The following is a 23,608-nucleotide window of genomic DNA, read 5'->3' as shown; positions in this document are numbered from 1 at the left end:
GCATGACATCGCAAGACCTCTCTGCCTCCAAGGCCCGTCCGCTCGACTACGCGGCAATTACCCGCGACCTGATTGGCACCGCCATCGTCTGCCTGCTGCTGCTGGTGCCGATGGTCGCCTACAAGTCGGTGATCACACAGTATTCCCTGGTGCTGCAGTCGCGCTGGGGCACTGTCGCCATCATCCTGGCTGTAGTCCTCGCCGTCCGGCTCCTCATGCACGTCTTCGTGTGGAACCGAGCGCCAGCCGCCCCACCGGCAAAGGCCGGCCCTGCCCGCGCCAGCATCGCGGACACCATCGGGCCATGGGTCTTCCCGGTCCTGGTGGCCCTCGCCATCCTGCTCCCGGTCATTTCGGGCGCCGATCGCCGCACCATCGACCTCGCCATCTACATCCTTACCTACATCATGCTGGCCTGGGGCCTCAACATCGTGGTGGGTCTCGCCGGCCTCCTCGACCTCGGCTACGTCGCCTTCTATGCAGTCGGCGCCTATGCCTACGCGCTCCTCTCCACCGTCTATTTCCCCTACTGGTTCGGCGACGGCATCGTGCCCTGGGCCTTCTATATCACGCTGCCGCTGGCGGGCCTGCTCGCAGCCTTGTGGGGGGTCATTCTCGGCTTCCCCGTGCTGAGGTTGCGAGGAGACTACCTCGCCATCGTCACATTGGCCTTCGGTGAAATCATCCGCCTCGTGCTCATCAACTGGTTCGACTTCACCAACGGCCCGCAGGGCATCACCGTTCCGAAGGCGACCTTCTTTGGCCTGCCCTTCGTGGCTGGCGAGAATGGTTTCGCGGCCTTCTTCGGCATCGAGCACAACCGTATCTACTATTACATCTTCCTCTACTACGTGATCCTGGCGCTGGCGCTGCTGACCTATTTCGTCACCAACCGGTTGCGCCGCCTGCCGATCGGGCGGGCCTGGGAGGCACTGCGCGAGGATGAAATCGCCTGCCGCTCCCTCGGTATCAATACCACCAACACCAAGCTCACGGCCTTCGCCATCGGCGCCATGTTCGGTGGCTTCGCGGGTTCGTTCTTCGCGGCCCGCCAGGGCTTCGTCAGCCCGGAAAGCTTCGTGTTCATCGAATCGGCCATCATCCTTGCCATCGTCGTTCTGGGCGGGCTGGGCTCGCAGATCGGCATCGTCTTCGCTGCGATTGCCATCATGGGATCATTCGAACTGTTCCGTGAACTGAACTTCCTGCAGGCCGTGCTCCCCGAGGGCACCGACCCCGTGCACTTCCGCATGCTCGCCGTCGGTCTCGCCATGGTGCTGATGATGCGCTTCAGGCCGCGAGGCTTCGTCACACGGCGGCAACCGACCGTGTTCCTGAAGGAGCGCAAGTCCGTCTCCGGTGACCTCGTGAAGGAGGGTCACGGCTGATGACAAGCGCTGCGACAAACCCGGTGCTCTCGGTCGAGCACGTGACGATGCGGTTTGGCGGACTGACCGCCGTGTCGGACCTCTCCTTCGACGCCTACCCGAACCAGATCACCGCGCTGATCGGCCCCAATGGTGCTGGCAAGACGACCGTCTTCAACTGCATCACCGGATTCTACAAGCCGACCGAGGGACGCATTGCCTTGAAGCACGGCGATGGAACGGAATTCCTCCTCGAACAGATGGACGATTACAAGATCGCCCAGAACGCAAAGGTGGCACGCACCTTCCAGAACATTCGCCTGTTCTCCGGCATGACCGTCCTGGAAAACCTGATGGTGGCCCAGCACAACAAGCTGATGGTCGCCTCGGGCTACACGGTGGGCGGCATCTTCGGCAGCGGCCATTTCCGCAGGACCGAGAAGGCGGCGATTGAACTTGCGAAGGCGTGGCTTGAAAAAGTGCGCCTGATCGACCGCGCCGACGACCCCGCGGGCGACCTGCCCTATGGTGACCAGCGCCGTCTCGAAATCGCCCGCGCCATGTGCACCGAGCCGCGCCTGCTCTGCCTTGATGAACCTGCCGCCGGCCTCAACCCACGCGAATCCGAGGAATTGAACAAGCTGTTGCGCGCCATCCGGTCCGAGGGCGACATTTCGATCCTCCTGATCGAGCACGACATGAGCGTCGTCATGGGCATCTCCGACCATATCGTGGTGCTTGATTACGGCCAGAAGATCTCCGATGGCGATCCCACCCATGTGAAATCCGATCCCGCCGTCATCCGCGCTTATCTCGGTGTCGAGGACGAGGAAGAAGACGAGGTGGCCGCCGTCGCGGTTGCCGAAGCGCTGGGAGGCCAGTCATGAGCCAGCCTCTCCTCGCCGTCCGTGGCGTCCAGACCTTCTACGGCAAGATTCAGGCCCTCAAGGGCATCGACATGGATGTGAACGATGGGGAGATCGTCACCCTCATCGGCTCCAATGGCGCGGGCAAGTCGACGCTGATGATGACCGTCTGCGGCACGCCCCGCGCCCGCACCGGAACGATTGCCTTCAATGGCAAGGACATCACCCAGATGCCGGTCCACAAGATCGCGCAGATGGGCATTTCCCAGTCGCCCGAAGGCCGCCGCATCTTCCCGCGCATGACCGTTCTGGAAAACCTCCAGATGGGCGCCACAGTGAGCGATCCGAAGTACTATCAGGAAGACCTCGCGCGCGCCTTCAAGATGTTCCCCATTCTGGAGAAGCGGCAAGGCCAGCGCGGCGGCACGCTGTCAGGCGGCGAACAGCAGATGCTGGCGATCGCCCGCGCATTGATGTCGAGGCCGCGCCTGCTCCTGCTGGACGAGCCGTCGCTGGGCCTCGCCCCGCTGATCGTGAAGCAGATCTTCGAGGCGATCAAGGAACTGAACCGCACCGAGGGACTGACCGTTTTCCTCGTGGAGCAGAACGCCTTCCACGCCCTGAAACTCGCCCACCGCGGATATGTTATGGTCAACGGCCGTATCACCATGTCGGGCACCGGCAAGGAACTTCTGTCGAAGCCCGAGGTACGGGCGGCTTACCTTGAAGGAGGACACTGATCCATGTCGCTCTTCGTCGAAGACAATCTCTGGATTTTCATCATCATGACCGTCATCGGAGGCGGCGGTGCCGCCTTCATGGCGGGCCGTGGCATGGCCATGAAGTGGCGCCCGATCTGGATGCCCCTGCTGGCCATGGTTCCGCTGGCGCTCGGCCTGCGCTTCCTGCACTTCGCGCTGTTCGAAGCCAACCTTACGTCGCTGCATTATCTGTTGACGGACTTTGTCGTCCTGGTGATCGGTGCCTTCCTCGGGTATCGCATGACGCTGGCGAAGAAGATGGCCAACCAGTATCCCTGGCTTTACGAAAAGGCAGGGCCCCTGTCGTGGCGCGCAAAAGCCTGATACCTCGCTTCCCGGAACGCGGTTTCCCTCTTTCCATGGCTCCGCGTTTGGGCAAATATGACCGCATGGGGCGGCAATCCTCAAGAAAACAAATGGTTTCACCAAGGGAGTTGAATCAATGAAGAAGCTGATCCTGTCGGGCGTAGCGCTCGGATTTGCGGCCGCGCTCAGCGCGTCGACCGCGCTTGCCGACATCACTGTCGGCATGGCCGGACCTTTGACCGGCCAGCTCGCAGCCTATGGCGAACAATTGCGGCAGGGTGCCACCAAGGCCGTTGCTGACATCAACGCGGCTGGCGGCATCAATGGCGAGAAGCTCGTGCTCGAGATGGGCGACGACGCCTGTGACCCGAAGCAGGCCGTGAACGTTGCCAACCAGCTCGCCTCCAAGGGCGTGAAGTTCGTCGCCGGCCATTTCTGCTCGGGCTCCTCGATCCCGGCCTCCAAGGTCTATGAGGAAGAAGGCGTCCTGCAGATCACGCCGTCCTCGACCAATCCGAAGTTCACGGAAGAAGGCGGCTGGAACGTGGCCCGCGTTTGCGGACGCGACGATGCACAGGGCAAGGTCGCCGGCGCTTTCCTGGCCAAGTCCTATGCAGGCAAGAAAGTGGCGATCGTCGACGACAAGTCGGCCTACGGCAAGGGCGTTGCGGATGAAACCCGCAAGGCCATGAATGCCGCCGGCCTCACGGAAGTTCTGAACGAATCCATCAATGCCGGCGAGAAGGACTATTCCGCTCTCGTCTCGAAGATGAAGGATGCCGGCGTCGATGCGATCTACTTCGGCGGCTATCATCCCGAAGCCGGCCTAATCCTGAAGCAGATGGTCGAACAGGGCCTCAACGCGCGCATGGTGTCGGAAGATGCGATGAATGCCGCTGAACTCTGGACCATCGCCGGCAAGGCCGCAGAGAACCTGATCTTCACCTTCGCGCCCGAGCCCCGCAACTTCGAGACCGCCAAGAAGGTGGTCGATGAGTTCAAGGCCAGCGGATACGATCCCGAAGGCTACACGCTTTACGCCTATGCCGCCTTCCAGATGTACAAGCAGGCGGCAGAAGCGACCAAGACGACGGACAGCCAGAAGATTTCCGAATGGCTGCGCGCCGGCAACACCACACAGACCGTGCTGGGCGACATCACCCTCGACAGCAAGGGCGACCTCGTCAATCCGATCTACGTTTGGTACACATTCAAGGACGGCAAGTATTTCGAGGATCCCTCGATCAAGTAAGACCTTTGAAACACAGCATGCCTGCTCTCATGGGGCAGGCATGTTCCCAACAAGACAACGAAAACAAAATCAACAGGGACGGAGACTACAGAATGAAGAAATTTGCACTCTCGGGGCTAGCAATCGGTTTCGCAGCAATGCTCAGCGCCACCTCGGCGCTGGCGGATATCACGGTTTCGACCGTTGGCCCCATCTCGGGCCAGCTCGCCGCACTCGGCGAACAATACAGCCAGGGCGCCAAGAAGGCGGTCGCCGACATCAACGCGGCGGGCGGCATCAACGGCGAGATGATGGTTCTCGAGATCGGTGACGATGCCTGCGATCCGAAGCAGGCCGTGAACGTCGCCAACCAGATGGCTTCCAAGGGCGTCAAGTTCGTGGCAGGCCACCTCTGCTCGGGCTCATCGATCCCCGCTTCCAAGGTTTACGAGGAAGAGGGAATCCTGATGATTTCCCCGGCTTCCACCAACCCGAAGCTGACGGATGAAGGCGGCTGGAACGTCGCACGCGTCTGCGGCCGTGACGATGCGCAGGGCCGCGTCGCCGGCGCTTTCCTCGCCAAGAACTATGCCGGCAAGAAAGTGGCGATCGTCGACGACAAGTCGGCCTACGGCAAGGGCCTCGCCGACGAGACCCGCAAGGCGATGGCCGCCGCCGGCCTCACGGAAGTGCTTAGCGAGTCGATCAACGCGGGCGAAAAGGACTATTCCGCCCTCGTCTCCAAGATGAAGGATGCGGGCGTCGAAGCCGTCTACTTCGGCGGCTATCACCCGGAAGCCGGCCTCGTGCTGAAGCAGATGGGCGAACAGGGCCTGAACGCCAAGATGCTGTCGGGCGACGCGATGAACTCGGCCGAGCTCTGGACCATCGCCGGCAAGGCCGCCGAGAACCTCATCTTCACATTCGCGCCCGAGCCCCGGAACATTCCGTCGGCCAAGGCAATCGTCGAAGAGTTCAAGGCGTCCGGCTATGATCCGGAAGGCTACACGCTCTACACCTACGCTGCCTTCCAGATGTACCAGCAGGCAGCAGCAGCCACGAGCTCGACCGATTCCAAGAAGATCGCCGAGTGGCTCCGCGCGGGCAACAAGACCACCACCGTGCTGGGCGAAATCACCCTCGACGCCAAGGGCGACCTCACCGATCCGGTCTACGTCTGGTACACGTTCAAGGACGGCACCTACTTCGAAGATCCGTCGATCAAGTGATCTGACAGCTTCGGCTATCATGGGCCCGCGCATGCGAAAGCGCGGGTCTTTTGTTGCGCGCTGGGCGGGAAGACCCGATACTGGCGGCGAATGAAGGCCCGACGATGACCCCTGCCCGACTGACCCTTGCCCTTGCGGCCCTGCTGCTGACAGCCCAACCTGTCATGGCCGATATCCTAATCGGAGCGGCTGGCCCTTTCTCGGGCCCCAATGCAGCACTTGGCGAGCAGTTGAAGCGCGGCGTCCAGATGGCGGTTGACGACATCAATGCCACCGGCGGCCTTCGCGGCGAACGGCTCGCGGTTCAATTTTCCGACGATGGCTGCGACCCGCGCAAGGCGGTCGATGCGGCAACGGGATTCGTCTCCGCGGGCGTGAAGGCGGTGATCGGGCACTATTGCTCCGGCTCTTCCATCCCCGCATCCAAAGTCTATCAGAAGGCCGGGATCGTGCAGATCAGCCCGGCCTCCACCCATCCGAAACTCACCGACGAGGGCGGCTGGAACGTACTCCGCATCGCCCCACGCGACGACGCTCAGGGCGATGCCGCCGCAGCCCTTGTGCTGGCGAAGTTTCCCGGCAAACCCATCGCCATCCTGAATGACCAGTCACCCGCAGCGAAGGCTCTTGCTCAGCGCTTCCGTGCCGCGCTGGCGGTCAAGGGCACGGCACCTATCGTTGACGACACCTACAAGCCGGGGTCCAAGGACTATTCAGCACTGGCCGAGCGGCTGCGCACCGCTGGCGCCGAGGTCGTCTATCTGGCTGGCTCCTATGTCGAGGGCGGCTTCATCGTGCGCGAACTGCGCGATGTGGGCTCCAGCGCGCAAATCATCTCGGGCGACCAGCTAGTGACCGACGATTTCTGGAATGTGGCGAAGGAAGCGGGCGAAGGCACCCTGATGACCTTCACCTATGACGCCCGCAAGTTCCCGGCCGCCCGATCGGCGGTCGAGAAGTTCAGGCAGGCAGAGTTCAATCCGGAAGGTTTCACGCTCCATGCCTATGCCGCCGTCCAGGCCTGGGTCGCGGCGGCCGAAGCGACCGGTGGCACCGACAGCGCCAAGATCGCAGAGTGGCTGCGTTCCGGCAACCGCGTGAACACCGTAACCGGAGAAGTGCGATTCGATCCCAAAGGCGATCTCATCGATCCCAGGTTTGCCTGGTTCAGATGGATCGACGGCCGCTATGTCGAGGTCGACCCGGCAACGCTCGAGCCGCCGCTTCTCGATACGACACCCTAACCGGAGCATTTTCCATGCGCGCCTTCTTCGTCCAGATCAAATGCGAGCTCGGCCGGGCCTATGAGGTGGCAACCGCCATCGCCGATGCCGAGATCGCCTCCGAAATCTATTCGACCGCTGGCGGCTACGACCTGCTGGTGAAATTCTATCTCGACGAAAAGGAAGACGTCGGTCATTTCGTGGCCCAGAAGATCCAGACGATCCCCGGCATCCGCGACACCTACACGCTCATCACCTTCAAGGCTTTCTGAGCCATGCGTTGCCTCGTCTTCGGCGCCGCCCTGCTGGCCGGTTGCGGCACAACGCTCGCCGCCGATGGAGCCGAGTTCAACGCCATCGGCTACTCGCCGGACAGCCGCTACTTCGCCTTCGAGCAATATGGCATTCAGGACGGGTCAGGTTTCCCCTACTGGCAGGTCTTCGTCATCGACCTGCAGGAGAACGAGTGGGTGAAGGGCGGTCCCGTTCGCGTCGTGCTGGAGGACGAGCAGGCGAAGCTCTCCGCCGCCCGAGACAAGGCAAGGTCGCAGGCCCAGGCACTGCTCACGGAAATGTCCATCACCGAACTGACCGTGATTCTGGCCGCCAACCCCGCAACCGAAGCAGCTGCCGATCCGTCGCGCATCACATTCGACCGCTGGTATTCTTCCATGGGCGCGCGGCCGGCCCCTATCGAGAGCGTCGTCGCCCGGCATGAACTCGTTGTGGGAACGCTGAAGCTTCCCGACCCCGCCGGCTGCTACCCTGAGGACGGCCCCTATCTCGGCTTCACGCTGACCTTGAAGGACGTGAAACTCGGCACCGCGCACCCGATCCACGAGGACAAGGCGATCCCCGCGTCACGCGGTTGCCCGTTGGGTTACGACATCGCCGCCGTGGTGGCGCCTTCAGGCTATCCGGACAGCGAGAGGCTGGTCGCCATCGTCGGCGTCTATGCCCGCGGCTTCGAGGGGGCGGACCACCGCTTCATTGCAGTGCCCTTTACCCTGAGCGACTGACTTAGCACTCGCACAACGACCCTGGATTTGTTAATCCCGCGCCAACAAGAGAGGCGCGCCGATGATCCCCCGCTACACCCGCAAAGAGATGGCCCAGATCTGGGACCCGCAGACCCGGTTCAGAATCTGGTTCGAGATCGAGGCCCATGCCACGGATTGCCTTGCGGATTTGGGCGTTGTGCCAAAGGAAGCTGCGGCCAAAATCTGGGAAATGGCAAAGGACGCCACCTTCGATGTTGCCCGCATCGACGAGATCGAAGCCGTCACCAAGCATGACGTGATCGCCTTCCTCACGCACCTCTCCGAAATCGTCGGCCCCGAGGCGCGTTTCGTGCACCAGGGCATGACGTCTTCCGACGTTCTGGATACCTGCTTCAACGTGCAGCTCGTCCGCGCCGCCGATCTTCTCATCGCCGATGTCGATGGCTTGCTCGGCGCCCTGAAGCGCCGCGCCCTGGAGCACCGGAACACGGTGTGCATCGGCCGCAGCCACGGCATCCACGCTGAACCGACCACGTTCGGCATCAAGCTGGCACAGGCCCATGCCGAGTTCCAGCGTAGCCGCGAGCGCCTGCTGATGGCAAGGAAGGAAGTCGCCACCTGCGCCATTTCCGGCGCCGTCGGCACCTTCGCCAACATCGACCCGCGCGTTGAGGAATATGTGGCTGAGAAGATGGGGCTTCAGCCGGAACCCGTCTCCACGCAGGTCATCCCGCGCGACCGCCACGCCATGTATTTCGCAGCACTTGCCGTCGTCGCCAGTTCAATCGAGCGGCTGGCGACGGAAATCCGCCACCTGCAACGCACCGAAGTCCTGGAGGTCGAGGAGTATTTCTCGCCCGGCCAGAAGGGCTCTTCCGCCATGCCCCACAAGCGCAATCCGGTGCTGACCGAGAACCTCACGGGCCTCGCCCGCCTCGTCCGTTCCGCCGTGGTGCCGGCCCTTGAGAACGTGGCCCTCTGGCACGAGCGCGACATCTCGCATTCCTCCGTCGAGCGCGGCATCGGCCCTGACGCGACGATCCACCTCGATTTCGCGCTGAAGCGCCTGACCGGCGTCATCGACAAGCTGCTGGTCTACCCCGAGAACATGAACCGCAACCTCGACCGGCTCGGCGGCCTCATCCATTCGCAGCGCGTGCTGCTGGCCTTGACCCAGAAAGGCATGAGCCGCGAGGACTCCTATGCCGCCGTCCAGCGCAACGCCATGCCGGTGTGGCGCGGAGAAGGAAACTTCCTCGACCTTCTCAAGAAGGACAAGGACGTCTCCGCCCTGCTCACAAGCGCGGAAATCGAAAACCTCTTCGACCTCGGCTATCACACCAAGCACGTCGACACGATCTTCCGGCGAGTGTTCGGGGCCAGCTGAACACCTCCATCAGCGGCGTCGTCAAAACACCGGATCGAGGAGCACTGGGCTCGGAATCAAGATGTTGTCACCGGTGCCGCCGTCGAGCGCGTCGACACCGCCTCCGCCGATCAACACGTCATCACCTTCCCCGCCGTTCAGGCTATCGGCAGCGGCGCTCCCGATCAGCACGTCATCACCGTCACCACCGTTGACCGTGAGAAGCATGCCTGTGAGTCCGGAGCCGTCGACAACATCCTGGCCACCGAGCCCATTGATAACGATTTGGTCAATAGCCTCGAAATTGGTGACGGTGACTGTTGCGGGCAGGCCCAACACCTTGAGCACGCCATCCACGACCGAGAAGGTGATGACATCGTCGCCTGCCGTCCCGTCAATGAAGATAGTGTCGACCTGTCCGTCGCCGAAGGTGCTGCCGAGGAAGCCGGCCAGGCTCACAGCGACACCATCGACGTCGGTGCCACTCAGATCATGCACGCTGATGCTATCGGTGCCGCCGAACGCGTTGAAGATGATCCGCTCCACGTCGTTCAGGTCCATGACGATGGCACTCACATCGCGTGTGAAAAGTGCTCGCGTTCCATTGGCCGAGATACTGATGTTCTCGTTTGCACCTGAGCCATTGAAGACAAGCCTGTCAATTCCATCCTGGCCTTCGATCGTGTCCGAGCCGTCGCCGGGATCCCACTGGAAGACGTCGTTTCCGGCCCCGAGGAAGGCAACATCGTTGCCCTGATTGCCGTCGACGAAGTCCTTACCGTCTCCGCCAATCAGGATATCAACACCATTTCCACCCAGAATGGTGTCGTTGCCGGCGCCACCATCAAGTGTGAGTGTGATGAGGGCTGCAAGATTGCCGACTGCCGAGATTTGATCGTTTCCGCCATGGGCATTCAGCACCAGCGTCTCGGTCGTTCCGATATCGAGGCTGAAGGGAGCGGGCGTAACCCGGTCAAAGCGCACGCGGGCGCCGTTGGCTGTAACGGCGAAGACTTCGTCTCCGTTGCCGCCATTGACCTCGGCCGTATCAAATCCGGCACCGCCTTCCATAAGGTCGCTGTCATCGCCCGGATTCCAGATCATGCGGTCATCACCGCCCTGGCCGAACATCTGGTCATCACCATCGCCGCCGGTCAGGACATCGTTGCCCGATCCGCCGGCCAGCAGATCCTGTCCACTCTTTCCAAGCAGTGCATCGTCTCCCGCCTGGCCATATAGCATGTCGTTGCCGGACCCGCTGGTCAGGATGTCGTTGCCGCCGCCTCCATAAAACTCGATTCCGGGCAACGCGCCGTTCGTTTCACTGAGCGACAGCGTATCGTTGCCCCCTACTCCGAAAACCCTGATCAGGCTTGTGTTCGCCACGGTCGGCGTACCACCCAAAATGGTGATGGCACCGTTGTTGGCGAGAATGGTTCCTGCCGGGTCGCGGCTCAGGATGATGAGATCTTCCAGCGAATCCCCGAGTATAGTGAGGATGCCTGCTGAGAATGTAGCAGTGACTGCCATGGCTGTTTTCCTTTCATTTGATCCGGAGCAGGATACCAAAGCAGGAATCCAGCCGGATCAGTGTTTCTGAGGTAACAGGTGCAGAAATACCCGCGCGTGCATGCAAACGCACTGGGGCCAGCTTACTCCAAACCAGACGCGGTGATAAGCATCGGTCGAACCAGTGCCTATAGCCTCAGGTAGGCAGAAGCCACAGCGCCAGCATCGGCTTTTCACCCGACCGCATGGCGTGGAGAATTCCCGGCGGATTGTAGATGAGGCCGCCGGGTTCGGGCTCTGTCCAGTCCATCGCAGCGTTCCACCATTCTCCCTGCGTGAACGCGAGATAGATCTCTTCCGGCGGGTGGCTGTGATCGATGTATCGCACGTCGGGCGCCATCACCGTGACACCGACCCAGACATCGTCGCGCTGCTCGATCCCGCCGGGACCGATCAGCATGGCATTGGCATGGCCATCATAAAAATTCGACCCGTCCGGCAGCGAGCCCTTGCGGCGCGTCCATAGCAGGCGCGGTTCAAGCGCCGAGAAGGCGCTGGCGATCGCCGGAAGATGCCCACCGTCGAGTTCCATTGCGGAATAGATGGCTTCGAGGTGACTGCACACCGGCAACCGTTCGGCAGGCAGCGCAAGAGCTTGTCCAACACGTTCCGACAAACGCCCGAAAATGAGGGCGGCGGCCTTGCCGATACGCGCGTCGGCGCGCTCGGAAATGGCCGCCTGGGCGTGGTCGAGGAGGACTTGCAGGTTGGAGTCGCGAGTGGCGTTCATGCTATCATGCGTATGATGCCGCATCGGGCGCCGTCAAGCGTTCGACCATGCCCTCTCCGGCGCAACCCGAAACAGGAAAGGGACAGCGATTGCCCGCCGTCCCTCTGTTCACGATGCAGGGCGACCTCAGTTGGTGATGGTAACCCGCGTGGCACCCATGCCGTGCTTCTGCACGAGGCTGTAGAGCTTCGCCGCATTGGACGGATGAAGCCGGATGCAGCCGTGCGAGGCGGGACGCCCCAACTGCTTGGTGTAGTTGGTGGCATGGATCGCGTAGCCGCCGAGGAAGAAGATCGAATGCGGCATCGGCGAGTTGTCGTACTTGCGCGAGTAATGCATTTTCTTCAGCAGGAAGGGCCGCCAGGTTCCGCGCGGCGTGTAGTAGCCGTCGCGCGCCGTCGAGACCTTCCAGCGTCCGTAGGACCAGCCGTTGACATCGACCGCCATCGACTGGCTCGAAATGTCGATCCGGATATGAACCGCCGGCGTTGCCTTCTTCTTGGAGCTGGCTTCCGCCATGCCTGCCATGCTGCAGACCATGAACGCCAAGCCGGCCAGCAAGGCCAAAAACTTTTTCATCGCTTCTTCTCCGTCCCCATCGAGAGCCCCCTCTCAAACTGTCAAGCAATCCTCTGGCTAGTCTCCCTCAAAGAGAAATTCGCGCCCGACCTTCACCCGGCGCGTGCCATCGTAGGAAATGATATCAGCAGTTGCATAAGTCTCAGTTAAAGTTGCTGGTAAAAAACTTCCTGTGCCGACCATGTCGAGCGGCGCCCGCGCGGCCCCCATTATCTGGCATTTCTGTGGGTCGAAGCCGGATGAGCCGACGATGGTGGCCGACCCATACCCCGCCGCATCGAGCGCGCGGCGCACATGGATGATGGCCGCCGCCGACACGCCCTTGCCGAACAGGATGCGGCGCACCTTGTCGACCAGGATGTTGTTGGGGTCGAGTTGGAAGGCGCGGCCGCCCAGAACCTGTTCGACGATATTGTATTCACCATGAACACCCAGCCATTGGCCAACCGTGTCCACCGATTTCTCGTAGTCGAGCCCCTCGGCAAAACGCCCGCCGTGCGTGTCGAGCCTGACGCCGAAGGACTTGCTCTGCCCGTCCAGCTTGGCCTCGTCATAGAACCAGCGGGCGCAACGGATCGCGTCGGTCACTTCCTGGCCGGTGTAGTCGACGAGCGCCGTGAGGTTCTTCACCTCCGGCAAAGTCTCGGCGAACAACTGCATGGCTTTGAGCACATCGCCGTCAGTGTAGCCCACCAGCGCGTGTGGCATGGTTCCCATGCCGCCCGAAGCCCCAAAGAAGGGCGCGGTGAGATCCTGCGAGGAACCGACGAAGCCCTTGACGTTGGGGTCCGCCCGTCGCGCCGCGGCACTGCCCACCGCCGCACCGTAGGCCGCGAGGATGTTCATCTCGGCCCCAGACCCATGGCGGGCATGCATGTCCATGAAGGCGGCGGACGGGATGGCCCGGCACATTTCATAGGCATTGTTGGCGGAGACACAGGGAAAGCCGATCTTCTGCAGCATCAGCGTCTCGACTTCCGAGAGCTTCGCCATCGATCCCGTGATCTCGAGCATTTTCGACTCGGAAGGCACGATGTCGCCCTCCGCGTAGTAGCGCTTGATCTCGACATCAGGCACGAAATGCCGGATCAGCCGTATGGCAGGCTCCAGCGCCGCGACAACGCGGCGGCGCATGAAGACCGCGAAGGTCACCCGCGAGTCGCCGTTGAGCCCCACGATGCGGCTGGTGTTGGTGAAGTACTTGTCGGTCTGCGACTGTACCGGGCCGGCGCAAAGCGCAAGGCCGATGAGACGATCCAAGATCGCCTCATGGCCCGGAATGAGGGGAGCACGCTGATCCATGATGATCCAATGTGGCGCGAATATTCCGCGCCGTCAAACCTCGAGGGACTTGCGGAGAGCGGCCGCTCCCGACTGCAGCAGGTCGACGTCGACCGCCGCGGCGATGAAAGTGTAGCCGAGCTTGATGTAGGCCTTGATCACATCCGAACTGCCACCGAAGGCACCCGCGACCAGACCGTTCGTCTTGCAAGCCTCCGAGACCTTCGCCATGGCCGCGAGCGTATCCTTGCCCAGCTTGTCGATCCCTGCCCCCTTGGAGAGCGTGATCGACAGGTCGGACGGACCCACGAACAGCCCATCGAGACCCGGCGTCGCCGCGATCTCATCGAGATTCGAAAGCGCCTCGACCGTTTCCACCATGGCAAAAACCATGGTCATCTGGTTGGATTGCTTCAGATAATCGGCAGGCGGCAGGCCAGAAGCCTGGAGCGCCGTGTAGCCGCCCCAGCTGCGCGAACCCATGGGCGGATACTTGGCCGAGCGGACCAGCGCCTCTGCCTGCGCTCTTGTGTTCACCATGGGCGAGATCACGCAACAGGCGCCCGCGTCGAGTGCCTGGCCCGCCGTCGCAGCGTCGTTCCACAGCGCCCGCACCATGGCGGGTTTGCCCGCGGCATTGATGGCAGCCAGCATGGGCCCCGCGTCGGAGAACCCGATCATGCCGTGCTGCATGTCCAGGCAGACGCCATCCAGCGGCAGGCGCGCGACCTGCGCCGCGAGGCTGGCTGAAGGAATGGACATCCATGAAAACAGAAACGGCTCGCCTGATGCGAGCCGCGTCCGCAGGTCGAAATGGGCAGCCGACACTTAACGGTCCTTCAGTTGCTGGACGGCCGCCGCCATGAGTTCTTCCATGGTGCGGCGAATCTGGTGGTCGGACTGGTCGACCGACTTTGCGTCAAAATCAGCCCTCACCTTGCGGAACACGTCCTCATCGCCAGCTTCCTCGAAATCGGCCGCGACGACGGTCTTGGCGTAGGCCTCGGCCTCGTCGCCCGAAAGGCCAAGCTTTTCAGCGGCCCAAAGGCCCAGAAGCTTGTTGCGGCGGGCACCGGCCTTGAAGAGCATCTCCTCGTCCATCGCGAACTTCTTTTCAAAGCCTTCTTCCCGCTTGTCAAAGGTGGTCATGCAAGTCTCCTCTTGAGCCGATCTGTGGCCTTGAATTAGACACCTCCCCCGGCCAAATCAACTGAACAAACAGACATTGTGCAGCGCACCACGTTGCTTTATTGAGCCGGGCCAAAAGGTTTTGGGGAAACTTTCCCGAAATTGCGATGCAGAGTTGGCGTGAGCGGCCTTCCGGGTCTAAAAGGACGGGGGTAGATTAGGGTATTGATGAGGATATTTCAGATGAACAGCAGGCGCACCCGTATCTACGAAGGCAAGGCCAAGATCCTGTACGAAGGCCCGGAGCCCGGCACCATCATCGTCCACTTCAAGGACGACGCCACCGCCTTCAACGCGCAGAAGAAGGCCGTGATCGAAGGCAAGGGCGTGCTCAACCAGCGGATTTCCGAGTTCATCTTCACGCGCCTGAACGAACTTGGCATTCCCACCCATTTCATGCGCTCGCTGAACATGCGCGAGCAGCTCGTCCGCGAGGTGGAGATCATCCCGCTCGAGGTCGTGGTCCGCAATGTCGCCGCCGGTTCGCTGGCCAAGCGCCTCGGTCTCGACGAAGGCCAGCAGCTGCCCCGCTCCATCATCGAGTTCTATTACAAGAACGACCAGCTCGGCGACCCGATGGTCTCCGAGGAGCACATCACCGCGTTCAACTGGGCCAGCCCCCAGGAGATCGACGACATGATGCACATGGCCATCCGCATCAACGACTTCATGGCGGGGCTTTTCCTCGGCATCGGCATCAAGCTGGTCGACTTCAAGATTGAGTTCGGACGTCTCTACGAAAATGACATGATGCGGATCGTGCTGGCCGACGAGATCAGCCCCGATTCCTGCCGCCTGTGGGATATCAAGACCCAGGACAAGCTGGACAAGGACCGCTTCCGCCGCGACATGGGCGGCCTCGTCGAGGCCTATCAGGAAGTCGCCCGCCGCTTAGGCATCATCGCCGAGGGCGAAAAGCCCGAACGCTCGAAGCCCAAGCTGGTGAAGACGGATTTGAACTGATCGGATAAGTGCGTCATGGCCGGGCTTGTCCCGGCCATCTGGCAGATCGCCGGAACGAGTCCGGCGATGACGAAATCGAAAGACGGTAGAATGAAAGCCAAAGTCAAAGTCACCCTCAAGAACGGCGTTCTGGACCCGCAAGGGAAAGCCATCGAAGGCGCACTCGGCCATCTCGGCTTCGACGGCGTCGGCGGCGTGCGCCAGGGCAAGTATTTCGAAATCGAACTGGCCGAGACCGACACGGCCAAGGCCCGCGAGGCCGTGAAGGCCATGTGCGAGAAGCTCATCGCCAACACGGTGATCGAGAACTACGACATCGAACTGGCCTGACGGAGCAGTCATGAAATCCGCCGTCGTCGTCTTCCCCGGAATAAACCGCGAGCGTGACATGATGCTGGCGCTTGAGAGCGTCACCGGCACGAAGCCCGTGGCCGTGTGGCATACCGAGACCGAGTTGCCGAAGGTCGATCTCGTGGTTGTTCCCGGCGGTTTCTCTTATGGCGACTATCTCCGCTGCGGGGCCATCGCCGCGCGTTCACCCATCATGGAAGACATCCGCGCCAAGGCCTTGAGGGGACTTAAAGTGCTGGGCGTCTGCAACGGCTTCCAGATCATCACCGAGGCGGGACTTCTGCCCGGCGCGCTCGTCCGTAATGCCGATCTTCGCTTCGTTTGCAAGGAAGTCAGGCTAAGGGTCGAGAATGACTCGACCTTCTTCACCAACAGGATGACGAAGGGCGCCATCGTCTCCTGCCCCGTCGCCCATGGCGAAGGCAACTACATCTGCGATGCCGAAACGCTGAAACGCCTCGAAGGCGAGAACCGCGTCGTCTTCCGCTATGCCGAGAACACCAATCCCAATGGCGCGCTCAATGACATCGCCGGGATCGTCAACGACTCTGGCACTGTCATCGGCATGATGCCCCACCCCGAGAACATGATCGAACCGCTGCACGGCCGCACCGATTGCCGCCCGCTGTTCGAGAGCCTGCTGGCGGCCTGACCAGAGTTAAGACAAACCTAAGTAAAATCCTTTCCCGCGCCTTAACAGCCTCTTCACCGAGGCCGCTATTAAGAATGGATTAACGCCGTCCTTCGTCGTCTAATGTGGTTGTCCAATCATTAACGGACACCACAACAAGGCATCAGGAGGATCTCATGGCCCGTCTCATCAAGTCGCTTCTGGGTTACAACAAGGCTACCGCTTCGCCGGAAGAAGCCGAGGCCTATCGCGTAGCCAACGAGGCCCTGCAGTGGCGCGTGAATGTGATGATCCAGCAATCCAGTACCCGCCTGCCGCCGCCCCCGACGACCGACATGTTCGGCCGCCCGCTCTGAGGCGGCAGGGAACGAATTCGATAAAACTTGAACGGTCCCGCTAAGCACCACTTCACCGAAACACCCGTTAATCTTGGATTAACGATACTATTTCGGTCAAATGCAGGGTGCTTCTGGGAAGAACTGGGAAACCAAGCAGAACGTGGAGTTGAGAATGACCAGCATTTTGAAGACGCTCATCGGCAAGACCCGCAAGACGCCGTCGCCCGAGGACGTCGAGGCGCTGCAGCGCGCGACCCAGGTTCTGCAGTTCCGCGTGGCCCAGATGTCCAAGCCCGCCGCCACCGGGTCCGGCAAGGCCGCCGCCTGAGGCTGCCAGCCGCTTTTGCGGCGACAAGACCCGCAAAGGGCATTTGAGATTTGGGGAGCGAGGCGCTAAAGCCTCCCCCCATGAGCCTCGCCCCCGATATCAAGATCACCCCGGACCTCGTCAAATCCCACGGCCTCAAGCCGGATGAATACGAGCGCTTCGTGAAGCTGCTGGGCCGCGAGCCCACCATCACCGAACTCGGCATCTGCTCGGCCATGTGGAACGAGCATTGTTCCTACAAGTCGTCCAAGAAGTGGCTCAAGACCATGCCCACCAAGGGGCCGAAGGTCATCCAGGGCCCGGGCGAGAATGCCGGCGTCATCGACATCGGCGACGGCGATGCCATCGTCTTCAAGATGGAAAGCCACAACCATCCCTCCTTCATCGAGCCCTATCAGGGCGCGGCCACGGGCGTCGGCGGCATCCTGCGCGACGTCTTCACAATGGGCGCCCGCCCCATCGCCGCCCTGAACGCGCTGCGATTCGGCGAACCAGCACACCCCAAGACCCGGCATCTGGTGTCGGGCGTCGTCCACGGCGTCGGCGGTTATGGCAACAGCTTCGGCGTGCCGACGATCGGCGGCGAGGTGAACTTCCACGCTCGTTACAACGGCAACATCCTCGTCAACGCCATGGCAGTGGGCTTGGCGCGTGCCGATTCGATCTTCTATTCCAAGGCCAAGGGCGTCGGTCTCCCCGTCGTTTATCTCGGCGCCAAGACGGGGCGAGACGGCATCCACGGCGCCACCATGGCGTCGGCCGAATTCGACGACAAGGCCGAGGAAAAGCGCCCCACGGTTCAGGTGGGCGACCCCTTCACCGAGAAGTGCCTGCTCGAAGCCTGCCTCGAACTGATGGCGTCAGGCGCCGTTATCGCCATTCAGGACATGGGTGCCGCGGGCCTCACGTCTTCCGCCGTCGAGATGGGTGCCAAGGGCGATCTCGGCATCGAGCTCGATCTCGACAAGGTGCCCTGCCGCGAGGACGGCATGACAGCCTACGAGATGATGCTGTCCGAGAGCCAGGAGCGCATGCTCATGGTTCTGCGGCCCGAGCAGGAGAAGGAGGCGGAAGCCATCTTCCACAAGTGGGGGCTGGACTTCGCCATCGTCGGCAAGACCACCGACACGCTTCGCTTCGTCATCAAGCACGAGGGCGAGGTGAAGGCCGACCTTCCCATCAAGCAGATGGGCGACGAGGCGCCGGAATATGACCGCCCCTGGGTGGAACCGAAGAAGCTTCCCGTGCTCACGGACGTGGCAGCGCCGGACGACATGGCCGCCGCCATCCTCAAGATCGTCGGCTCGCCCGACATGTGTTCGCGGCGCTGGGTGTGGGAGCAGTATGACAGTCTCATCGGCTCCAACACCGCGCAAATCCCCGGCGGCGACGCTGGAGTGGTCCGCATCCGCGGCAAGAAGGCGATTGCTGTCTCGACGGATGTGACACCCCGCTATGTCGAGGCCGATCCCTTCGAGGGCGGCAAGCAGGCGGTGGCCGAATGCTGGCGCAACCTCACGGCCGTGGGCGCCGAGCCCATCGCCATCACCGACAATCTCAATTTCGGAAACCCCGAGCGGCCCGAGATCATGGGGCAGTTCGTGTTCGCCATCAAAGGCATCTCGGAAGCCTCCCGCACGCTGGACTTCCCCATCGTCTCCGGCAACGTGTCGCTCTACAATGAGACCAACGGCCAGGGCATCCTGCCCACCCCCGCCATCGGCGGCGTCGGCGTGCTGAAGGACCTCGACAAGATGGCAACGCTCGCTTTCAAGGCGGATGGCGATGCCATTCTGCTGGTCGGCGGCCACGGCGCGCATCTCGGCCAGTCGATCTATCTCCGCGAAGTCCTCGGCCGCGAGGAAGGCGCCCCGCCCCCGGTCGACCTCGCCAAGGAAAAGCGCAACGGCGACTTCGTGCGCGCTCTCATCAATCGCGCTCAAGTCTCTGCTGTGCATGACATTTCCGATGGTGGCCTTGGGCTGGCCGTGATCGAGATGGCGATGGCGTCGGGTCTCGGCGCAAGCCTCGTCTCCCTCACCCACGAGCAGTTCTTCGGCGAGGATCAGGCCCGCTATGTGGTCACCTGCAAAGCCTCCGAAGCCGCCAAGATCATCACCCAGGGCCATGCGGCAGGCGTTGACGTCATACGCGTCGGCACAGTCACCACGGACGCGTCGTTCCGCGTCGAAGGCGGACCCTCCATTTCCGTGGCGCAGCTGAAGTCCGCGCATGAAACCTGGTTCCCGGCCTACATGGCGGGCGAGCTCTGACGGAAGGCCCAATTTCCGGTTGCTCGCAAATTCGAAGAGGTATTAGCTGACCTCTGAGGGAGCACTCCATCAGGGAACCACAACCGATGCTTACACGCCTCACACTCGTGCTTGCTGCCGCCATGATCGCCGCCGCGCCGGCCGCGGCCGACACGTCGAAGTTCCAGAAGATCCCGACGAAGGGGGTCACCTTCAAGAAGAAGATGGGCTACTGGACCGAGTGCTACTACAGCGGCACCGGAGAAGTCTGCACCACGGTCTATGCCCGCGCCGACAACGGAAAGTTCAAGCCCGCAGCGGTTGGGGCCACCAAGCTCGTCAAGAAGCAGAATGAAACCATGGTCTGCTATTGGGGCTCCAACAACGCCGAAATCTGCTATTGGGCCTATTCGCCGCGCAAGGCGAACTGACGATCCAGTGCCGACCGGCCGTTTCCCAGAAAGCACGAAGCCAACGCCGGAACGCTGGGTCATGTGGCAGTCACGTCAAATCACTGGAAATCATCCGGGTGGTGGCCTATTTCTCCGGACATCCGCCACCCGACTTCATGCAAAGTGATCCGCCATGGCCATGTCCGCGACTGAAATCGAACGCTTCATCAAGGAGGCGCTGCCAGATGCCGTGGTTGAAATCCGCGACCTCGCGGGCGATGGCGACCACTATGCGGCCAACGTCGTCTCCGCCTCCTTCAGGGGGAAGTCGCGCGTGCAGCAGCACCAGATGGTCTACGCGGCGCTCAAGGGCCGGATGGGCGGTGAGTTGCACGCCCTCGCACTTCAAACCAGCATTCCCGAGGAATAAATCATGACCGACATCAACACCTGGATCGACAATGAAGTGAAGACGAACGACGTCGTTCTCTTCATGAAGGGAACCGCCGACATGCCCATGTGCGGCTTCTCAGGCCGCTCGGTGCAGATCCTCCAGCAGCTGGGCGTGCCCTTCAAGGGCGTCAACGTGCTCGACTCGAACGAGCTGCGTCAGGGCATCAAGGACTACACCAACTGGCCGACCGTGCCGCAGCTCTACGTCAAGGGCGAGTTCGTCGGCGGCTCCGACATCATGATGGAAATGTTCCAGTCGGGCGAATTGAAGACCCTGATGGGCGAGAAGGGCGTGGCCTGAGGCCAGCTTCGGGTCTTCTGCCGCAACTGGCCGAGCGTCTGGACCGCCGCCTCACCCGCGGCGGACTTGGCGTTTGCGGCGGGTGACGGCAACCGGCAGTGGCGTCGCAGCAGTTCCGCAGGTCTGACCACGCGCAAGGCGTGATTGACGTTGTGATACCAATCGGGCAGGCATGAATGCCAGTCCGGATTCTCCATGCAAAGCCTCAAGACCCGCGCCATCGCCGCCCTGCTGCTCACCATGTTCCTGTGGGGCACCTCGGCGGTATTCATGCGGACGCTGGCGCTGTCCCTGTCGCCTGAAAACTCGCTGGCTCTGCGCTATACGATTCTCGTCGTCATCAATATCGCCATGCTGGCCTATCTGGGAACATGGCGCATCCCACGAAGCGATTGGCTGCGCTTCGTGATTTCGGGCATCGTGGGCATGGCCGGCTACAATTGGTTCGTAAACGCGGGCTTCGAACTCGTGCCCGCGGGGATCGGCACGCTGGTGACCATGATCGAACCCCTGATGATCGCCGTGCTGGCCGCAATGCTCCTCGGTGAACGGCTGACCCTCTTCGTACTCCTTGGCGTCGCCATGGCCATTGCTGGCTCGATCGTCCTGTTCTGGCAGGATTTGACCTCCACCGCGCCCAACACGGTGTCCCTCAAGGGCCTCGTGTTCCTGCTGGTCGCCTGCGCCTGCTGGGCCGTCTACACGATCGTCACCAAGCCGTTGCTGGACCGGCATGACAGCCTGACGGTGACGGCTCTCACCATGATCGTCGCGGCGCCCATCATGATCGGAGCCGCAAGCGAGCCCCTGCCCGACCTTGCGGCACGTCTCGATCTCCGGCAATGGTTCGAGATCGTCTATCTGGTGCTGGCTGCGGGCCTTGGCGGCACCATGTTGTGGAACTACGGCACCAAGCACCTGTCGGGAACAGTCTCTGGCACGTTTCTCTATCTCATTCCGGTGGTGGCCGTTACCGCAGGCGCACTTGTGCTGGGCGAAGCGGTGACGGTCTATGTCGTCAGCGGCGGCCTGATCATGCTTGCGGGCGTGGCGGCGGTGCAATTCGGCCCCGCGCTGTTCGGGCGGCCGTGACCTGATGGATCCGCGCGCCCTTCTCGCCCTGACCTTCACCATGCTCGTCTGGGGCGTGAGCCCGGTCTTCTTCCGCTCGCTCTCGGTCCAGCTTGGCCCCGCCGACCATCTGGCGATCCGCTACGCACTGGTAGGACTGATCTTTATCGGGGTCGCCGTCGCAACGAAAAGCTGGCGCATGGAACGGCGCGACTGGCCGCGCATGGTCTTCGCCGCCGCCTGCGCGCTCGCCTTCTACAATCTGGGCTCGGCATTTGGTTTCGAGCGGATCAATGCGGGCACTGGAAGCCTGATCATCGGCACCCAGCCCCTGCTCATTGCCCTGGTCGGCGCGATCGTCGCCAAGGAGCGGCTCACCCCCGCTGCCATCGCCGGGCTCGCCGTCGGCTTCGCAGGCATAGTGTTCCTCGTGTGGAACGACCTCGGCGTGATGGGCGATCCCCTGCAATTCCTGACCGGCTGCGCGATGATCTTCGGCTCTGGCACCTGCTGGGCCATCTACGCAATCGTCAGCAAGCCGCTGACCCGGAAATACGGGTCGATGGTCGTCTCGGCCAACTCGGCGGTGATCGCTTCGGCGGTACTCGTGGCCCTTCTGGGCCGGCCGTCGACACTGCAGACAGTGGCGGCCATGACGCCCCAGCTGTGGATGGAAATGGCCTATCTCGTCGTCTTCGTCACCTCCATCACCACCATAACCTGGAACTTCGGCGCGGCGCGGCTTCCGGCGGCGGCGGCTGGTGCCTTCCTCTATCTCGTGCCCCCCATTGGCGTTCTGGGCGGTGCCTTGATCCTTGGGGAACCCATCACGCCGGGAATGATTCTCGGTGGATCGCTGATCATGGGCGGCGTCGCCATTGCCCAGTTTGGTGCGTCTCTGCGGCTCGACAGACGGTTCCTGGGGCTGGCCGCGGTCCTCTTCGCAGTCACCATGTGGGGCCTGATCCCCGTGGCGATGCGCTATCTCATCCTGGAACTGTCACCCGAGACGGCAATGGTTCTGAGGCTCTATCCGGCGGGTCTGCTTGCCGTCGTCGTGGTGATGGTCATGGGCGTGCCCCGGATTGCATGGCGCGACTGGGGCCGCATCGTCATCGCGTCGATCTGCGGCAACTTCGGCTACCAGATCCTCGCCGCCTACGGCATGCAGAGCGTGCCCGCCAGCTGGACCGGACTGCTCTTCGGGCTGGAGCCTGTGTTCATCGCCCTCTTCGCCGTGCTGCTCGCGGGCGAGCGCCTCACCCCCTGGCTCGCGGCCGGCATCTTCGTGTCCATGCTTGGCACGGCGGCCCTCATGCTGGGGAGCACGATCGGCCCATCGGGCGATGTATCGGTGATGGGCCTCATCCTTGTCACACTTTCCACCATGGGCTGGGGCATCTACACGGTGGTCATCCGGCCCGCCTCGCGGAAATATGGGTCAGTGCAGGTCGCCTGCCTCGCCATGGCGATCTCGGCGCTGCCGATGCCGCTCTTCGTCGGGCTCGACTTTCCGGCTACGCTTGCGGGGATGGGAACGACCGCCTGGGTGGCCGTCGGCTTCGTGGTGGTGTTCGGCACATTCCTCGCCACGTCTGCCTGGAATTTCGCGCTGGGCCACATGGAGAGCTCGATTGCGGGCGTGTTCCTCTACGTCCAGCCGGTAGTGGCGGCGCTGGGCGGTATCCTGCTGCTCGGCGAGCACCTGACATGGCCCCTCCTTGCCGGTGGCGTATTGATCATCCTCGGAGTCGCCATCGCCCAGTTCGGGCCGATGCTGTGGAAGCCCAAGCTACGGCTTGCCGAGGCCTGACAAGCCTTGCCCCAGCGG

At 62.2% G+C, this 23,608-nt stretch carries 27 protein-coding genes; 21 read left to right on the top strand and 6 right to left on the bottom strand.

Translation table 11 applies throughout. The features are described 5' to 3' along the window. Positions 1-2: 2 nt before the first annotated feature. From livM to purB, 10 genes are all read left to right on the top strand, one after another. The gene (gene livM, locus ACEW8Q_RS07340) at positions 3-1,388 is read left to right on the top strand and encodes a high-affinity branched-chain amino acid ABC transporter permease LivM (RefSeq protein WP_373503402.1); all 1,386 of its coding nucleotides are present in this window, start codon (positions 3-5) and stop codon (positions 1,386-1,388) included. Beyond that, on the top strand, positions 1,388-2,254 hold the full coding sequence (locus tag ACEW8Q_RS07335; RefSeq protein ID WP_373503401.1) for an ABC transporter ATP-binding protein: 867 nt from the start codon (positions 1,388-1,390) through the stop codon (positions 2,252-2,254). Before livM ends, ACEW8Q_RS07335 begins: the two co-directional genes overlap by 1 nt. Beyond that, positions 2,251-2,973 carry an ABC transporter ATP-binding protein gene (locus ACEW8Q_RS07330; protein ID WP_373503400.1) on the top strand — a complete coding sequence of 241 codons (723 nt, stop codon included), beginning with the start codon at positions 2,251-2,253 and terminating at the stop codon, positions 2,971-2,973. Before ACEW8Q_RS07335 ends, ACEW8Q_RS07330 begins: the two co-directional genes overlap by 4 nt. A gap of 3 nt (positions 2,974-2,976) precedes the next feature. After that, the gene (locus ACEW8Q_RS07325) at positions 2,977-3,318 is read left to right on the top strand and encodes a DUF6867 family protein (RefSeq protein ID WP_373503399.1); all 342 of its coding nucleotides are present in this window, start codon (positions 2,977-2,979) and stop codon (positions 3,316-3,318) included. 118 nt (positions 3,319-3,436) lie between these two features. Then, positions 3,437-4,552 carry a branched-chain amino acid ABC transporter substrate-binding protein gene (locus ACEW8Q_RS07320; protein WP_373503398.1) on the top strand — a complete coding sequence of 372 codons (1,116 nt, stop codon included), beginning with the start codon at positions 3,437-3,439 and terminating at the stop codon, positions 4,550-4,552. A 92-nt stretch (positions 4,553-4,644) separates the two neighbouring features. After that, complete coding sequence (locus ACEW8Q_RS07315; protein ID WP_373503397.1) at positions 4,645-5,760, top strand: branched-chain amino acid ABC transporter substrate-binding protein; 1,116 nt, start codon at positions 4,645-4,647, stop codon at positions 5,758-5,760. A 104-nt stretch (positions 5,761-5,864) separates the two neighbouring features. Further along, positions 5,865-7,004 (top strand): branched-chain amino acid ABC transporter substrate-binding protein, encoded by a 1,140-nt coding sequence (locus tag ACEW8Q_RS07310; RefSeq protein ID WP_373503396.1) that lies wholly within the window; start codon positions 5,865-5,867, stop codon positions 7,002-7,004. Between the two features lie 14 nt (positions 7,005-7,018). After that, a complete protein-coding gene (locus tag ACEW8Q_RS07305; RefSeq protein ID WP_373503395.1) occupies positions 7,019-7,255 on the top strand; it encodes an Lrp/AsnC family transcriptional regulator in 237 nt (78 codons plus the stop codon). A 3-nt stretch (positions 7,256-7,258) separates the two neighbouring features. Further along, positions 7,259-8,002, top strand: coding sequence for a DUF2259 domain-containing protein (locus ACEW8Q_RS07300; RefSeq protein WP_373503394.1), 744 nt, complete (start codon positions 7,259-7,261; stop codon positions 8,000-8,002). 61 nt (positions 8,003-8,063) lie between these two features. Continuing rightward, complete coding sequence (purB, locus tag ACEW8Q_RS07295) at positions 8,064-9,371, top strand: adenylosuccinate lyase (RefSeq protein WP_373503393.1); 1,308 nt, start codon at positions 8,064-8,066, stop codon at positions 9,369-9,371. 21 nt (positions 9,372-9,392) lie between these two features. Here the strand turns inward: purB and ACEW8Q_RS07290 are convergent, their stop codons facing one another. The 6 genes from ACEW8Q_RS07290 to ACEW8Q_RS07265 form a co-directional block, all read right to left on the bottom strand. Beyond that, the gene (locus ACEW8Q_RS07290; protein WP_373503392.1) at positions 9,393-10,880 is read right to left on the bottom strand and encodes a calcium-binding protein; all 1,488 of its coding nucleotides are present in this window, start codon (positions 10,878-10,880) and stop codon (positions 9,393-9,395) included. A 175-nt stretch (positions 10,881-11,055) separates the two neighbouring features. Then, positions 11,056-11,649, bottom strand: coding sequence for a dimethylsulfonioproprionate lyase family protein (locus ACEW8Q_RS07285; RefSeq protein WP_373503391.1), 594 nt, complete (start codon positions 11,647-11,649; stop codon positions 11,056-11,058). A 126-nt stretch (positions 11,650-11,775) separates the two neighbouring features. Then, positions 11,776-12,228, bottom strand: a complete 453-nt coding sequence (locus tag ACEW8Q_RS07280) for a L,D-transpeptidase (RefSeq protein WP_373503390.1) — start codon at positions 12,226-12,228, stop codon at positions 11,776-11,778. 57 nt (positions 12,229-12,285) lie between these two features. Beyond that, positions 12,286-13,488: a hypothetical protein gene (locus ACEW8Q_RS07275; protein WP_373503389.1), complete on the bottom strand. Its 1,203-nt coding sequence runs from the start codon at positions 13,486-13,488 to the stop codon at positions 12,286-12,288. A gap of 75 nt (positions 13,489-13,563) precedes the next feature. Next, the gene (locus ACEW8Q_RS07270) at positions 13,564-14,337 is read right to left on the bottom strand and encodes an HpcH/HpaI aldolase/citrate lyase family protein (RefSeq protein ID WP_373503388.1); all 774 of its coding nucleotides are present in this window, start codon (positions 14,335-14,337) and stop codon (positions 13,564-13,566) included. Beyond that, positions 14,338-14,658, bottom strand: coding sequence for a DUF1476 domain-containing protein (locus tag ACEW8Q_RS07265; protein ID WP_373503387.1), 321 nt, complete (start codon positions 14,656-14,658; stop codon positions 14,338-14,340). A gap of 222 nt (positions 14,659-14,880) precedes the next feature. Here ACEW8Q_RS07265 and purC point away from each other — a divergent pair, with 222 nt between their 5' ends. The 11 genes from purC (at position 14,881) to ACEW8Q_RS07210 (ending at position 23,590) form a co-directional block, all read left to right on the top strand. Continuing rightward, complete coding sequence (gene purC / locus ACEW8Q_RS07260; RefSeq protein WP_373503386.1) at positions 14,881-15,660, top strand: phosphoribosylaminoimidazolesuccinocarboxamide synthase; 780 nt, start codon at positions 14,881-14,883, stop codon at positions 15,658-15,660. A 90-nt stretch (positions 15,661-15,750) separates the two neighbouring features. Next, on the top strand, positions 15,751-15,990 hold the full coding sequence (gene purS / locus ACEW8Q_RS07255) for a phosphoribosylformylglycinamidine synthase subunit PurS (protein WP_373503385.1): 240 nt from the start codon (positions 15,751-15,753) through the stop codon (positions 15,988-15,990). A 10-nt stretch (positions 15,991-16,000) separates the two neighbouring features. Beyond that, the gene (gene purQ, locus ACEW8Q_RS07250) at positions 16,001-16,663 is read left to right on the top strand and encodes a phosphoribosylformylglycinamidine synthase subunit PurQ (protein ID WP_373503384.1); all 663 of its coding nucleotides are present in this window, start codon (positions 16,001-16,003) and stop codon (positions 16,661-16,663) included. Between the two features lie 155 nt (positions 16,664-16,818). Continuing rightward, positions 16,819-16,998 (top strand): hypothetical protein, encoded by a 180-nt coding sequence (locus ACEW8Q_RS07245; protein WP_373503383.1) that lies wholly within the window; start codon positions 16,819-16,821, stop codon positions 16,996-16,998. 154 nt (positions 16,999-17,152) lie between these two features. Further along, positions 17,153-17,308, top strand: coding sequence for a hypothetical protein (locus ACEW8Q_RS07240; RefSeq protein ID WP_373503382.1), 156 nt, complete (start codon positions 17,153-17,155; stop codon positions 17,306-17,308). Between the two features lie 80 nt (positions 17,309-17,388). Then, on the top strand, positions 17,389-19,581 hold the full coding sequence (purL, locus tag ACEW8Q_RS07235) for a phosphoribosylformylglycinamidine synthase subunit PurL (RefSeq protein WP_373503381.1): 2,193 nt from the start codon (positions 17,389-17,391) through the stop codon (positions 19,579-19,581). 86 nt (positions 19,582-19,667) lie between these two features. Further along, the gene (locus tag ACEW8Q_RS07230; RefSeq protein ID WP_373503380.1) at positions 19,668-19,991 is read left to right on the top strand and encodes a hypothetical protein; all 324 of its coding nucleotides are present in this window, start codon (positions 19,668-19,670) and stop codon (positions 19,989-19,991) included. A gap of 154 nt (positions 19,992-20,145) precedes the next feature. Then, a complete protein-coding gene (locus ACEW8Q_RS07225) occupies positions 20,146-20,382 on the top strand; it encodes a BolA family protein (RefSeq protein WP_373503379.1) in 237 nt (78 codons plus the stop codon). A gap of 3 nt (positions 20,383-20,385) precedes the next feature. Continuing rightward, positions 20,386-20,706 (top strand): Grx4 family monothiol glutaredoxin, encoded by a 321-nt coding sequence (gene grxD / locus ACEW8Q_RS07220; RefSeq protein WP_373503378.1) that lies wholly within the window; start codon positions 20,386-20,388, stop codon positions 20,704-20,706. A 195-nt stretch (positions 20,707-20,901) separates the two neighbouring features. Beyond that, positions 20,902-21,798: a DMT family transporter gene (locus ACEW8Q_RS07215; protein WP_373503377.1), complete on the top strand. Its 897-nt coding sequence runs from the start codon at positions 20,902-20,904 to the stop codon at positions 21,796-21,798. A 4-nt stretch (positions 21,799-21,802) separates the two neighbouring features. Beyond that, positions 21,803-23,590 carry a DMT family transporter gene (locus ACEW8Q_RS07210; protein ID WP_373503376.1) on the top strand — a complete coding sequence of 596 codons (1,788 nt, stop codon included), beginning with the start codon at positions 21,803-21,805 and terminating at the stop codon, positions 23,588-23,590. The last annotated feature ends 18 nt before the right edge of the window (positions 23,591-23,608 follow it).

This window comes from Aestuariivirga sp. (genome assembly GCF_041738905.1).
In the GTDB taxonomy this organism is placed as follows: domain Bacteria; phylum Pseudomonadota; class Alphaproteobacteria; order Rhizobiales; family Aestuariivirgaceae; genus Aestuariivirga.
Note: the sequence above shows the minus strand (reverse complement) of the source record. Positions and strands in the feature narration are given on the sequence as shown.